Annotated in this window: 9 protein-coding genes, 1 tRNA gene and 2 pseudogenes; 8 read left to right on the top strand and 4 right to left on the bottom strand. The window is 68.9% G+C overall.

Going from position 1 to position 13,615, the window contains the following annotated elements:
* Window positions 1-396: pseudogene (locus ACFRFC_RS31580) on the bottom strand (4-hydroxy-3-methylbut-2-enyl diphosphate reductase); the annotation flags it as partial.
* A 514-nt stretch (window positions 397-910) separates the two neighbouring features.
* Here ACFRFC_RS31580 and ACFRFC_RS31585 point away from each other — a divergent pair.
* Window positions 911-1,666, top strand: a pseudogene (locus ACFRFC_RS31585) (helix-turn-helix domain-containing protein); the annotation flags it as partial.
* A gap of 582 nt (window positions 1,667-2,248) precedes the next feature.
* Complete coding sequence (locus ACFRFC_RS31590) at window positions 2,249-2,752, top strand: hypothetical protein (RefSeq protein WP_382685765.1); 504 nt, start codon at window positions 2,249-2,251, stop codon at window positions 2,750-2,752.
* Between the two features lie 554 nt (window positions 2,753-3,306).
* Here ACFRFC_RS31590 and ACFRFC_RS31595 read toward each other — a convergent pair.
* Together ACFRFC_RS31595 and ACFRFC_RS31600 are read right to left on the bottom strand one after the other, a co-directional pair.
* The gene (locus ACFRFC_RS31595) at window positions 3,307-4,125 is read right to left on the bottom strand and encodes a class I SAM-dependent methyltransferase (RefSeq protein ID WP_382685763.1); all 819 of its coding nucleotides are present in this window, start codon (window positions 4,123-4,125) and stop codon (window positions 3,307-3,309) included.
* Complete coding sequence (locus ACFRFC_RS31600) at window positions 4,122-5,462, bottom strand: cytochrome P450 (RefSeq protein WP_382685760.1); 1,341 nt, start codon at window positions 5,460-5,462, stop codon at window positions 4,122-4,124. The genes ACFRFC_RS31595 and ACFRFC_RS31600 overlap by 4 nt, the downstream gene beginning before the upstream one ends.
* Window positions 5,463-6,476: 1,014 nt before the next feature.
* On the opposite strand from ACFRFC_RS31600, the gene ACFRFC_RS31605 reads away from it, so the two are divergent.
* Window positions 6,477-6,848, top strand: coding sequence for a hypothetical protein (locus ACFRFC_RS31605; protein ID WP_382685757.1), 372 nt, complete (start codon window positions 6,477-6,479; stop codon window positions 6,846-6,848).
* A 494-nt stretch (window positions 6,849-7,342) separates the two neighbouring features.
* Here the strand turns inward: ACFRFC_RS31605 and ACFRFC_RS31610 are convergent.
* Window positions 7,343-7,414: transfer RNA gene (locus ACFRFC_RS31610), tRNA-Arg, on the bottom strand.
* A 169-nt stretch (window positions 7,415-7,583) separates the two neighbouring features.
* Here ACFRFC_RS31610 and ACFRFC_RS31615 point away from each other — a divergent pair.
* From ACFRFC_RS31615 to thrC, 5 genes are all read left to right on the top strand, one after another.
* Complete coding sequence (locus ACFRFC_RS31615; protein ID WP_382685755.1) at window positions 7,584-8,057, top strand: two-component system response regulator; 474 nt, start codon at window positions 7,584-7,586, stop codon at window positions 8,055-8,057.
* 149 nt (window positions 8,058-8,206) lie between these two features.
* Window positions 8,207-9,217: an ArgS-related anticodon-binding protein NrtL gene (gene nrtL / locus ACFRFC_RS31620; protein WP_382685752.1), complete on the top strand. Its 1,011-nt coding sequence runs from the start codon at window positions 8,207-8,209 to the stop codon at window positions 9,215-9,217.
* Window positions 9,218-9,371: 154 nt separating this feature from the next.
* The gene (gene lysA / locus ACFRFC_RS31625; protein ID WP_382685749.1) at window positions 9,372-10,763 is read left to right on the top strand and encodes a diaminopimelate decarboxylase; all 1,392 of its coding nucleotides are present in this window, start codon (window positions 9,372-9,374) and stop codon (window positions 10,761-10,763) included.
* A 218-nt stretch (window positions 10,764-10,981) separates the two neighbouring features.
* Window positions 10,982-12,274, top strand: coding sequence for a homoserine dehydrogenase (locus tag ACFRFC_RS31630; protein WP_382685747.1), 1,293 nt, complete (start codon window positions 10,982-10,984; stop codon window positions 12,272-12,274).
* A gap of 6 nt (window positions 12,275-12,280) precedes the next feature.
* The gene (gene thrC, locus ACFRFC_RS31635) at window positions 12,281-13,339 is read left to right on the top strand and encodes a threonine synthase (RefSeq protein ID WP_382685745.1); all 1,059 of its coding nucleotides are present in this window, start codon (window positions 12,281-12,283) and stop codon (window positions 13,337-13,339) included.
* The last annotated feature ends 276 nt before the right edge of the window (window positions 13,340-13,615 follow it).

Consider the following 13,615-nt stretch of genomic DNA (forward strand, 5'->3'; position numbering starts at 1 on the left):
AGAGGCCAGCAGGACCGTCCGGGGCCCCATGACCCGCGCCCAGGACTCCACGGCCTCCCCCACCACCGGCCGCAGGGCCGTCCCGGAAGCCGCCACCACCACGGCCACGTCGCCAGAACCCTCCACGTCAACGGCTTCTCCGGCCCGGTCGGCACTCGCTCCGGTCCAGGTGACAGCAGCCCGGAGACCGCTGCCCGGCCCTTCCTCCAGCAGGCGGACCGCGCTCGTGACCACCCGGTGGTCCGCGGCGCTGAGCGATCCCGCGACCATCGGTGCGGCAGAGCAGGCCGTGACACGCCCATCGGGCCAGGACAGTTCGTTGGCCACCAGCACATGACCGGCGGGTAGTGCCACCGCAGGGGCGGCGGCGTACCAGGACACGGGAGACCGAGACATGCCTGTCTACCTCGCTTTGGGTAGGGGAGATCGGCACCGGCAGTTCGTCACTGCCGAGGAAGGCCGCGCGAACAGAGGCCGCCCTCGGTGGCGTGCCGGGATTGAGGGACCGATCCAGACGGGTACCTCTCCTTCAGTACATCCCCCGAAGTCCTGCCCTGTGTAGGGGGTTTGGTGCGCGAACGTGCTGTGTGTGCTGCGACTTTGCGCCCTTGTGAAAGGCGCTGCATCCGGATCATCTTGAGCGAGGGCTGAGAACGGGGAAGAGCGGTGTCCTCTCAGCAACCCAACGCACGGCTCGCACGGCTGCTTGAGGAGGCTGGATGGAACGCGACCCAGCTCGCCCACGCCGTCTCCTCCGTGGCGTCCGACCACGGTCACGACCTGACGGTGTACGGCTCGACAGCCACGCGCTGGCTCTCGGGTACCCATCCGCGTCCGCCTACATCCTGGAGCCATCACATCAGTGACGGTTTCTCTTCATTCTTGACAGTGTGTGGCTGATGCTTCATATGTGACTGATGAGACTCAGGTTCCGGTTGTCGACGACTGGCAGCGGGGGGTGGAGCACCGGCATCGAGCGGTGCAGGAGGTGTTTTCAGGCGGCACGGTGGCCGAGGTCGGGCGCCAGTACGGCACGCCGCGCCAGTCACTGCACACCTGGATACGCAGGTTCAAGGCCGAGGGCTACGAGGGCCTGGCCGAGCGGTCGCGGCGGCCGAGAACATCTCCGACCCGACTTCCATCACAGGCCGAGGCGCTGGTCTGCGAGCTGCGACGCGCGCATCCGCGCTGGGGTCCGCGGCGGATCGCTCACGAACTGCAGGTCCGGGGCATTCCCGGCGCACCGGGCCGCAGCACGGTCTACCGGGTGCGGGTACGCAGCGCCCTGGTGCAGCAGCAGGAACAGCGTCATCGCCGTACGTACAAGCGATGGCAGAGGGATGCCCCGATGCAGTTGTGGCAGATCGACATCATGGGCGGGGTGTTCCTGGCCGACGGGCGTGAGTGCAAGCTGGTCACGGGCATCGACGACCACTCGCGGTTCCTGGTGATCGCCCAGGTCATCGTCGAGCAGTCCGCGCGGGCGGACTGCCAGGCGTTCACGGACGCGATGGGCCGCTACGGTGTCTCCTCCGAGGTGCTGACCGACAACGGCAAGCAGTTCACGGGCCGCTTCACCAAGCAGTTCCCGGCCGAGGTGATGTTCGAACGGATCTGCCGCGAGAACGGCATCACCCAGCGCCTGACGAAGCCGCGCTCGCCATCACACCCCCTCAGGCCGCGCGGCTCAACGGCGCCCGGTCGACCACCGAGCCGCTCCCACCGATGCCCCAGGGCCCTGTCAAGGTCATCCGGAAGATCCCGGCCGACGGCATCACCCAGGTCGGAGGCCAGCGCCTGCGGGTCGGCAGAGCCCACGTCGGCAAGACCGTGGTCATCACTACCGAGGACACCGTCTTCCGCGTGCTCCACAACGACATCGAGATCGGCACTCACGCGCGGAAGAGCAGCAACCGCATCAGCCACCTCCGGGCCACGACCCGCCGCTCCTGACAAGGATCTCCTGGAACCGTCAATCAACATCTGGAACCGTCAAGATTCTCCCGGTGCCACCGCGTCAACGATCTCCTGAACCCCTACACCGTCAGGTCTGACCCGCGCCCCCGCCCGCACACCGGACTGGTCCTGGGAGGGACCCCTGTGCACCATCTGGCCAAGCTCACCCACAGCCAACTCGACCCCAGCCGAGGACAAGTCCTCGGCGCGGACGTCTACAGCCTCAACGCCCTCGCGGCCCCCGGGCTGGGAAGACCTTCTCGCGCGGACCTCGGTCCGCCGCGTCGGCGTCATGGCCGACCGCCGTGTGGGCCACAGCGAGGTCGAGGCGCTGAAGAGCATGACCGCCGTCTTCGCCACCTCAAGCGGCACCTTCGGCGGAGGGCACGCACGCACCGCACTCACCGCCTACCTCGCCGACGACGTCACCCCCTGGCTCCTCGCCCGAGCCGGCGACCACGTACACCGGGCACAGGGCGCCGTTCGCGATGCACTGCGCATCAACGCGCACTATCTCGATGTTCACGTCCACCGACAGCACTGCGACGTCCGCGATCTACGGGAACAACAACGCCTTGAGCAGGAGCACGACCTCTTCCACGGCGGCCCCGAACTGTCAGCCCAACCAAGGGGCCGCCGGGCCATTTTCGGGCGACTTCACATACTGCTCGAAGAGATCCGGACGTCACTCGGAGTGGCCGCGTCACAGAAGTTGAGCCAGAACCGTGACTCGCGTACAAAGCCATCAGGCTGTCCTTGGACAGCCAATCCAGTCGTCCGCTATGCGCTGACCTGAGGCGACTAACTTGATCGGCAGGGTCGTTCGTGAGGCGGTCCTTGCTCACTAGCGCATTGACCTGCGGCGACTGCGTTGGATGGCAAAGGATCCCACGGACTGGATTCGATGTCGGCGGACACAGGCCACGAAGGTGGGCCACGGCTGACGGCTTTCGCTTTTCCCCATGCATCCGAATGTTCCATTGGAATCATGGCTGCCACCAGACCCCCAACAGACCACCCGTCATGAGGCTCTGCCGGTCCGACAGCTACGAAGCCAAACGAGCAGACAAGACTCGCCCGCCTGGGATCCGAGGACGGGGAAATCTGGAGCCGATACGTAGCTGGCGATCACACACGGTCATCAATGATGAGCTCCACGAGGAACTGGCGACGGTCAAATAGACGAGCCCCCAGTAGACCGAGGCCGCAGTACCGCGGTGGCGTCGTCGGAGGACGCCTCACCGCGACGGGACTCACACGGACGACACCACGCCTGCAACCTCAGTAGCTGGTGGGGACCGGAAGCATGCCCGCTTCTGTGAGATGGATGGGTCGGTGCTCCTCCGCTGGTCAGTGCAGGATCGCCGTCATCAGCGCGTAGCCGAGGCGGGGCAGGGCTCCGAATGCCTCGGTCGCTTCCGCCAGGGCGACGAGTTGTTCCGAGGCCTGGACTCCAGGGGGCTGGCCCGCGGTCCGGATGAACTCCGCGATAAGCCCGTAGGAGCGGTGGACATGGGCGCGTACGTCGGTGAAGTCCACCAGGTCCAGGCCCGCGCGGTGGATCTGCTGCCGCCACTGGTCGGCGGTGGCGATATGCGAGATCTGGAACAACTCGGAGGCCGTCCTGATGATGTCGGCCGTGTGGTCGTCGACCGGGTCGTCGAGGTACAGATCGGCGATGACCAGACAGGATCCGGGACGCAGGACCCTGGCTGCGCCGGCGAGCGCGGCCGTGGGGTCGGACATGTGGAGGAGGGATTCGATGGCGTAGGCGGCGTCGAAGGTGCCGTCGTCGAAGGGCAGGCGCATCGCATCCGCCAGGTGGAACTCGGTACCGCCCCCCGCGACCGGCTGGGGGTGGGATCGCGCGATTTCCCATTGATTGCGGCTGACGGTGATGCCGGTGACGTGCACGCCCAGGGATGCCGCGATCTGTGCCGCGGGCTTCCCGCTCCCACAGCCGATGTCCAGGACGCTTCCTCCCCGCCCGGCGGACAGACGGCCCGCGACCAGGCCGGTGAGCCGGTCGGCGGCCTGCTCGACCGTGGCGGTGTCCAGGGGGCCGTCCCAGTATCCGACGTGGACACTGCCGCCAAGAATGGGTGTGAGGGGGGTGGTGATCTCGTCGTAGACCGCTCCGACGGCGGTGGGGGTGACCTGATCGGTCATTGTGGTGACCTTTCACTTACCTGGTTGTGGGCGCGGCTCCGGACTCGCAGGTGCAGGGACTTCGGAACCAGAGTTGCGTGAGGTGCCGGAGAGACCGGTTGCCGGGTGGTGGCTTCGAGGTGCCAGCGGCTGGCAAGGGTGGAGAGGGTGAGCGTGGCCAGGGTGACCGCGTAGGTGTCGCCGATGCACCTGTGGGCCCCGCCGCCGAAGGGGATGCTGGCGTGACGGGGCGCCGACAGGGGGCGGTCGGGGTCGAAGCGCTCGGGGTCGGGATAGAGGTCGGGGCGGCGGTGGATGACATACGGGCTGATGATGACGGTGGTGCCGGCCGGGAGCGGGTGCCCGGCACTGTCGGTGTCGGTGGTGGTGGCGCGGGTGAAGGTCCAGACCGGTGGATTGAGACGCAGGGTCTCGGTCAGGACGCGGGTGGTCAGATCGAGGCGGGGCAGGTCGGTCCAGGTGGCGGCGCGGCCGTCCAGAACCCTGTCGGCTTCGGTGTGGAGCCGTTGCCAGATGCCGGGATGCTCGGTGAGCAGGTGCAGGGACCAGGCCAGAGCATTGGCGGTGGTGTCGATACCGGCCATCATGACGGTGACGATCTGGTCGCAGATCTGGGTGTCGGTCAGCGGGCGGCCGTGTTCGTCACGAGCGGTCAGCAGGGTGGAGAACAGGTCACCATGGTCTTGTCCGGCGGCCCGGTAGTCTCGCGCGGCACGGATGACCGCGGAGCGGGTACGGATCATGGCACGCTGGAAACGACGGTTGACCGGCGTGGGCAGCCGCTGCAATACCGCCGACGGAGTGAACAGGTGCCGGTAGATCCCACGCATGAGGTCGGGGAGGGACTGCTCCATGGCCGCGACGGCCTCGGAGGCGTACTCGGCGGTGAACAGGGTGCGGGCCAGGGTGCGGCTGGAGAGGGTGCGCATCTGGGTGACCACATCGATGCTCTGGCCGTCCCGCCAACTGCTCAGGAGATCGGCGATCTGTTCGGTCATCACCTCCGCGTAGGCGGGCAGGCGGTCCCGGTGGAACGCGGGCTGCAACGACCGGCGCTGCTGCCGGTGCTCCCGGTGCGGGCAGGTCCCGACACCGTTGCCCAGCACCTCCCGCACCTTGTCGAAGAGGCGTCCTCCCTTGTCGAAAACGGAGTCGTCCACCAGTACCTGGTGCACCAGGTCGGGATGGCAGACCACGTAACCCCGCCATCGGCCGATCCGGACCTGCACCAGGTCGCCATGAGCCGGAAGCGAGGCCATGAAACCCAGAAGCCGTTCAGCACTGCGTAGTTTCAGGGCGTGGCCGAGCAACGGCAGCGCGCCGGGTGCTGTAGCCACCGTCCATGCGTTCGGGGGAGCAGTCAACGTGCTCTCACCTCTTGTCGTCTTCGGGCCCACGGTCCACGACGGCTTCCGCGGTGGGGCATGGGCAGGTGTCCGGGGCCGCTCCCACCGCGGCCTCACCACTGGATCCCTCCGTGCCGGGGGCTTTCCCCCCGACGGTTGCCTGCTCACGGAGGTAGCGCCGACAGCGGCCCGGGATCCACTGCCCGTCCCGTCCGTCGGCAACCGGACGGGACCCGTGACCGCAGGATGGTCCGCAGTACCGAGCGCCCCGGGGCCATCGGCGCGGCAGAGCAGGCCATGACCTGCCTGTCGGGCCAGGCCAGTTCGTCGGCCGCCGGCACCTGCCCGGCTGGAGCCATCACCGCCAGGAGGGTGGCCGGGCACTGGTACGCGGAAGGCCGTTGCATGTGTGTCCACCACACTCTCGGGTTTCGGTACGGGGGGGATCGGCACCGGCAGTTCCTGGCTCGGGCACCCGGACCAGGCAGGTGACTCCTTTTCAGTACACCCGCCGAAGTCCCGCTTTGGACAGGGGTGCGGGAGGGCGGATGTGCTGCACGCGCTGCATCTTTGTGCCTTTGTGAAACACCCCGTGCGCACACCCGGCACGAGCCGGTGGCAGAGGCGGACCTGGAGCCGATGAGCCACCTCAAGATCGGTGCAGCGGCCCTGGAACAGCTGGCCCGGTTCCTCCGCGAGGCCGACGAGGACGAGCGCGGGAGCCGGGACGGCCGAAGCGAGAGAAGAAGCTCGAAAAGATCGTGGAGACGCTGCACCAGCAGGCGTGGGAGCTGACGTTCCTTGCCGACGAGATGACTGCTGAGCGGCGCGAACCGTGACCAGCGGCATGACGAGTCAGGAGGAGAGGCGGGCGGCGGCCCGGCAGTTGGCTGGCCGGACGTACGAGGTGCAGCGCGTCGACAAGGGCCGGTGGCGGCGCGAGCTGCTGCTGCGCCTCAGCCGGGGCCGGTACGGCCGACGGAAGGGATGGCCCCGGTTCCCCCGGTGGACTCACCGTGGCAGGACACCATCACCGAGCGGGACGGCTGGCGCCGGCGCGCGGCAAACCTGGAGGGCGAGGAGGACCACCCGTTCGCCGTGGGCTACCGCGTCTGCCGCCGTTGCCAACTCGGCTGGGTCGACCACCTCCCCGCGCTCCTACACAAGGCCGGAATCCCGATCGCCGCCGCCCGCGGAGCCGCCATCCGGCAGGAACTCCTCGAACTGCCCGCACCCGTCGTCGCTCAGGCTCTCGGCTACCAGACAAGACCACCAGCCGCCCCCGCAACGAGACCGGCGGAACTGGGGCCGATACGCCGCTGGAGATCACGGAAGGTCACCAGCCGGATGGGTTCCACGGAGAACGGTGACAGGTGAAGACGCGAGCCCACCAGTACGATCCCCCCACTTCGCAGCGGAGTGGCAAGGGCGACGGTTTCATCACCGATCTCTGGTCAGGAAGCTAGTCGCGGTTGACGAACTTGCATGCGATTCTCGGGCATCTGATCTCCCCGTGATGGATCTGAGAGGTGTCGGCCCGGCGTTTCAGTCAATGAGCAACGACCCTCCAGACCGTTTGCGTTCTGGTGTGGTGTCAGCCACATTTCGGCAGGTCAGAAGGAGTCTGATGAAGGGCTGAACTTGAAGTCGCCTCGCGGCACCGCGACTGCTGTTCCAGCGGCGACGGTGGTCAATGGACGCCCGGCGAATGCCCGTTGACCTGCGGATTCGTGTCAGCGGACGAGAAGGAGTCCGACGTCGGAGAGGCTGCGCCGACCGAAAGGAGCAACGGTCAACTGACCGTGTGTGTTTTGGCAGGTACGCAAAAACTCCCGACCTGTATTTCTGCAGGTCGGGAGCGTTTCCCGGAGTGCCCCCGGCAGGATTCGAACCTGCGCACACGGCTCCGGAGGCCGTTGCTCTATCCCCTGAGCTACGGGGGCGTGTCGGGCGCGGAGTTGTTCGCTCGCGGCGACGGGTAGAACACTACCAGCTCACCTGGGGTGGTCAGGAACGCGTTTTGTGGGGCGGGAGAGGGGCGGGCGTCGCCCTCAGGGGTTGGAAGTGGGGAAAACTCGGACGCGGTGGCCGGTGCCGACCTACTCTCGAGTTGTGCCAGGCGCCTCGGGCCGGGTGCTTGTTGTGGACGACAACAAGGTCATCCGGCAGCTGATCAGGGTCAACCTCGAACTGGAGGGTTTCGAGGTGGTGACCGCGGCCGATGGTGTCGAGTGTCTGGATGTCGTTCATGAAGTGCAGCCCGATGTCGTGACACTCGATGTCGTCATGCCCCGGCTCGACGGCCTCCGTACCGCCGGCCGGCTCCGCGCGGACCCCCGTACCCGCGATCTCCCCATCGCCGTCGTCAGCGCGTGCACTCAGTACGAGGCCGACAGTGGTCTCGACGTGGGTGTGGACGCTTTTCTCGCCAAGCCCTTCGAGCCCAATGAGCTGGTGCGGCTCGTTCGAGGGCTCGTCGAGCTGCGGCGCAGTCGCGCGGAGGAACAGGGGAGAGGTCTGGTCGAGGGGGCTTTCCCGGGTACGGGGGGAGCGGTCTCCGGGGAACCCGGGCGGGGCGGCGGCTGACGGTTCGGATTTCGGGTGTCAGCGTCGGGTGTCACAGTCGCCGGGCGTTCCGGCGTCGCACCCTGCCCCCACCGCCCCGGCGTCCACATCCCGGACCATCAGGCGAATCAGCTCGCCTACCCACCCCCCTCCTCCCCTACGCTTGTCCCGTGACCCCAGTCGAGCTGTCCCGTACCGTGCTGCGCGCGGTGCGCAGTGCTGTGGTGACGGGGGAGCTGAAGGTGGCGGTGCCCGAGCGGGCCGTGGTCACGGTGCCGGGTGCCGGGGGGCGCGGGGAGTACGCCACCAATATCGCCCTTCAGCTGGCCCGGCCGGCCGGGCAGAGCGCCCGTCGGGTCGCTGAGATCCTCTCCCCGCATCTGCTTCGGGCCGATGACGGGATTCGGGATGTCGTCGTCACCGGGCCCGGGTTTCTCAACTTCTCGCTTGCCGGGTCGGGGGGGCTTGTGTCCGAGGTACTGCGGAGCGGGGTGCGGTACGGGCATGTCGGTCAGGCCACCGGCCAGGTAGTCCGGCTTCACGCCGCCCAGGAAATCCGCGCCCTCGTCGTCATGGATTCCGTCGCGCGGATTCTGCGGTCCCAGGGTGTCGGTGTCGAGACGGGGGCCACCGGCCATCAGCTCCACGGCCACCCCGATGTCGTCCTACGGCCCGTCCCCGCCCCCTCCGATCCACTCGTTCTAGGCGCCGACGCCGGCCGCTGGGCGCTGCTGTACCCGGCGCCCCACGACCGGCCCCGGATCGGGGGCGAGCATCTGGTCCAGCGTGAGAGCAATCCGTTGTTCCGGGTGCGGTACGCCCATGCCCGTACCCGCGCGCTCAGCGGCAACGCCGCCGATCTGGGGTTCGATGCCGTGGCCGGTGACGTCATCGGCGTGGGCGGGGGGTCTTGCGGTCCTGTCGTCCCTGTCCTCGCGGGGGTCTCCGACTACCCCCGGGTGCTCGCCGCCGCCGCCACCCACCACGACCCCTCCCGGCTCGCCCGGCACCTCGTCGTGGTCGCGGACGCTGTCATGCCGGTGCTGCCCGGGGTGCTGCCACGGGGCGGGGAGAAACCCTCGGCCACCCACCGCGCCCGGCTCGCTCTTGTCGAGGCCGTCGGGGCGGTGCTGGCCGGCGGCCTCTCCCTGCTCGGTATCGACGCCCCCGACCACCTCTGAGAATTTCCGACACAAGACAGCAAGACACAAGCCACAAGACACAAGCCACGAGACTCAAGGCCCACCGATCGGCCGCCCCGATCAGACCCACAGATCACCGATCCGTCACATCGATCAGACACATCGATCAGACACACAGAGACGACGAAAAGACATGAGCCGTTCCGCGCATCCCGCCGGGCCCCGTCACGCCGATGTGCTCCCCGAGGGGCACTACTCGGCGCCGCCCGCCGATCTCAACACGCTCGACGGGAAGGTATGGGCGCAGACCGTCGTCCGGGGTGACGACGGGGTGGTCGAGGTGGGGGGGATCGACGTCACGCGTATCGCGGAGGAGTTCGGGACGCCCGCGTATGTGCTGGACGAGGCGGATTTCCGGGCCCGGGCGCGGGGCTGGCGCGATGCCTTCGGGGCGGACGCCGATGTCTTCTACGCCGGCAAGGCGTTTCTCTCGCGGGCCGTCGTGCGGTGGCTGCGGGAAGAAGGGCTCAACCTCGATGTCTGCTCGGGCGGGGAGCTGGCCACCGCCCTGTCCGCCGGGATGCCCCCCGAGCGGATCGCGCTGCACGGGAACAACAAGTCCGTCGCCGAGATCCGCCGGGCCATCGAGGCCGGGGTCGGGCGGATCGTGCTCGACTCCTTCCAGGAGATCGTGCGGGTCGCGCACATCGCGCAGGAGCTGGGCGTCCGGCAGCGGGTGCAGATCCGGATCACCGTCGGGGTCGAGGCCCACACCCACGAGTTCATCGCCACCGCGCACGAGGACCAGAAGTTCGGTATTCCGCTGGCCGGCGGACAGGCGGCCGAGGCCGTGCGGCGGGCGCTCCGGCTCGACGGTCTTGAGCTGATCGGGATCCACTCGCACATCGGATCGCAGATCTTCGACATGTCCGGCTTCGAGGTCGCCGCGCACCGCGTGATCGGCCTGCTCAAGGACGTCCGTGACGAGCACGGCGTCGAGCTGCCCGAGATCGATCTCGGCGGCGGGCTCGGGATCGCGTACACCAGCGACGACGATCCGCGCGAGCCGCACGAGATCGCCAAGGCGCTCCACGAGATCGTCTCCCGCGAGTGCGACCGGGCCCGGCTGCGCACGCCCCGGATCTCCGTCGAGCCCGGGCGGGCCATCGTCGGCCCGACCGCCTTCACGCTGTACGAGGTGGGCACGGTCAAGCCGCTCGACGGGCTGCGGACGTACGTCTCCGTCGACGGCGGCATGTCCGACAACATCCGCACCGCGCTCTACGACGCCGAGTACAGCGTCGCCCTCGTCTCCCGTGCCTCCGACGCCGAGCCGATGCTGGCCCGGGTCGTCGGCAAGCACTGTGAAAGTGGCGACATCGTCGTCAAGGACGCCTTCCTGCCCGGTGACCTGGCGCCGGGGGATCTGATCGCCGTACCGGCCACCGGGGCGTACTGCCGGTCCATGGCCAGCAACTACAACCATGTGCCCCGGCCGCCCGTCGTCGCCGTGCGCGACGGACAGGCGCGGGTCGTCGTCCGGCGGGAGACCGAGGAGGATCTGCTGCGGCTCGATGTCGGCTGACACCGCGGTGAACCGCGGCGGAATTCCGGGGTGCCGGGACCGTGTGGAAGACGGTGTGCAAGATCTCCTGTTTCCCGTCCCGCCGAAATGAAATAGATGTCTCACGATCCGGACCAGGGGCAGAAAGTCCCGTCCGGTGAGTGAGACTGGTGGGGCCCGGACTGGTGAGACCCTGAGAAGCCAGCCGGTAAACGGATGTAAGAGGGAAACGAGGTCGGATGATGCGTACGCGTCCGCTGAAGGTGGCGCTGCTGGGCTGTGGAGTGGTCGGCTCAGAGGTGGCCCGCATCATGACGACGCACGCCGAAGACCTCGCCCAGCGGATCGGCGCCCCGGTGGAGCTGGCCGGGGTCGCCGTGCGGCGGCCCGGGAAGGTGCGGGACGGCATCGATCCCGCGCTCATCACCACCGACGCCACCGCCCTCGTCAAACGCGGCGACATCGACGTCGTCGTCGAGGTCATCGGCGGGATCGAGCCCGCCCGGTCGCTGATCACCACCGCCTTCGCGCACGGCGCCTCCGTCGTCTCCGCCAACAAGGCCCTGCTCGCCCAGGACGGGGCCGCGCTGCACGCCCTCGCCGAGGAGCACGGCAAGGATCTGTACTACGAGGCCGCCGTCGCCGGTGCCATCCCGCTGATCCGGCCGCTGCGCGAGTCCCTCGCGGGGGACAAGGTGAACCGGGTCCTGGGGATCGTCAACGGGACCACCAATTTCATTCTCGACAAGATGGACTCGACGGGCGCCGGATATCAGGAGGCGCTCGACGAGGCCACCGCGCTGGGGTACGCGGAAGCCGACCCCACCGCCGATGTCGAGGGCTTCGACGCCGCCGCCAAGGCCGCCATCCTCGCCGGGATCGCCTTCCACACGCGCGTGCGCCTCGACGACGTCTACCGCGAGGGCATGACCGAGGTCACCGCAGCCGACTTCGCCTCCGCCAAGGAGATGGGCTGCACCATCAAACTGCTCGCCATCTGCGAGCGGGCCGCCGACGGGGGCTCGGTCACCGCGCGCGTGCACCCCGCCATGATTCCGCTGACCCACCCGCTCGCCTCCGTGCGCGGGGCGTACAACGCGGTCTTCGTGGAGTCCGACGCCTCCGGGCAGCTCATGTTCTACGGGCCCGGGGCCGGCGGCGCCCCCACCGCCTCCGCCGTCCTCGGCGACCTCGTCGCCGTCTGCCGCAACCGGCTCAGCGGGTCCACCGGGCCCGGCGAGTCGGCGTACGCCGCGCTGCCCGTCTCGCCCATGGGTGAGGTCGTCACGCGCTACCACATCAGCCTTGACGTGGCCGACAAACCGGGCGTCCTCGCCCAGGTGGCCACGGTCTTCGCCGAGCACGGGGTCTCCATCGACACCGTCCGGCAGCAGGGCAAGGACGGCGAGGCATCTCTCGTCGTCGTCACCCATCGGGCCTTGGACGCCTCCCTCTCCGGGACCGTCGAGGCGCTGCGCAAGCTGGACACCGTGCGGGGTGTCGCCAGCATCATGCGGGTTGAAGGAGAGTAACCAGCAATGACCCACCAGTGGCGCGGAATCATCGAGGAGTACCGGGACCGGCTGCCCGTCTCCGACACCACGCCGGTCGTGACGCTCCGTGAGGGCGGCACGCCCCTCGTGCCCGCGCAGGTGCTCTCCGAGCGCACGGGCTGCGAGGTCCACCTCAAGGTGGAGGGCGCCAATCCGACCGGGTCCTTCAAGGACCGCGGCATGACCATGGCGATCAGCAAGGCCAAGGAGGAGGGGGCGCAGGCCGTCATCTGTGCCTCCACCGGCAATACGTCCGCCTCCGCGGCGGCGTACGCGGTGCGCGCGGGCATGGTGTCCGCCGTGCTCGTCCCGCAGGGCAAGATCGCGCTCGGCAAGATGGGCCAGGCCCTCGTCCACGGCGCGAAGATCCTCCAGGTCGACGGCAACTTCGACGACTGCCTCACGCTCGCCCGCGCGCTCAGCGACAACTACCCCGTCGCCCTGGTCAACTCGGTCAATCCGGTACGGATCGAGGGGCAGAAGACGGCCGCCTTCGAGATCGTGGACATGCTCGGCGACGCGCCCGACATCCACGTCCTGCCGGTCGGCAACGCGGGCAACATCACGGCCTACTGGAAGGGCTACCAGGAGTACGCCGCCGACGGCGTGGCCGCGAAGACGCCCCGCATGTGGGGGTTCCAGGCGTCCGGCAGCGCGCCGATCGTGCGCGGCGAGATCGTCAAGGACCCGTCGACCATCGCCACCGCCATCCGGATCGGCAACCCCGCCTCCTGGAACCTCGCCCTCGCCGCCCGCGACGAGTCCGGCGGGTTCATCGACGAGGTGACGGACCGTGAGATCCTGCGCGCCTACCGGCTGTTGGCCGCGCAGGAGGGCGTCTTCGTGGAGCCCGCCTCCGCCGCGTCCGTCGCCGGTCTGCTGAAGGCCGCCGAGCGCGGCGACGTCGACCCCGGCCAGCGCATCGTCTGCACGGTCACCGGCAACGGCCTCAAGGACCCCGACTGGGCCGTCGCCGGCGCCCCCCAGCCGGTCACGGTCCCGGTGGACGCGACCATCGCGGCAACCCGCCTGGGCCTCGCCTAGCACGAGGGACGGGGCCCGGGACCCGGAGAAACCGAGCAAGCACGGGAAGCAAGCACGGGCAGGGCCCCTTGACAGGCCCGGAAGGGCTGCCTGCGCCCGCCGCTGGTCGGGCGGTGTGTCGGTGACGCGAAACACCGTCCACGGCGGCCCGTCCGGCGGTCGTGGCCCTTCCGGGAACCCGGCGTCGGCCCCGTGGCGGGGCCGTCCGGGCCCTGGCCCCTGCGGAAGCGTTCCTTCTGCGCCCAGAGGGGCTGCCCGGGCCCCGATGGGCGGGCG

It is taken from the genome of Streptomyces sp. NPDC056734 (assembly GCF_042790455.1).
In the GTDB taxonomy this organism is placed as follows: domain Bacteria; phylum Actinomycetota; class Actinomycetes; order Streptomycetales; family Streptomycetaceae; genus Streptomyces.

Coding starts and splice junctions, on each gene's coding strand:
- ACFRFC_RS31595 (WP_382685763.1), bottom strand. CDS start 4,125: ATGACCGATCAGGTCACCCCCACCGCCGTCGGAGCGGTCTACGACGAG.
- ACFRFC_RS31630 (WP_382685747.1), top strand. CDS start 10,982: ATGATGCGTACGCGTCCGCTGAAGGTGGCGCTGCTGGGCTGTGGAGTG.
- ACFRFC_RS31590 (WP_382685765.1), top strand. CDS start 2,249: ATGGCCGACCGCCGTGTGGGCCACAGCGAGGTCGAGGCGCTGAAGAGC.
- thrC (WP_382685745.1), top strand. CDS start 12,281: ATGACCCACCAGTGGCGCGGAATCATCGAGGAGTACCGGGACCGGCTG.
- lysA (WP_382685749.1), top strand. CDS start 9,372: ATGAGCCGTTCCGCGCATCCCGCCGGGCCCCGTCACGCCGATGTGCTC.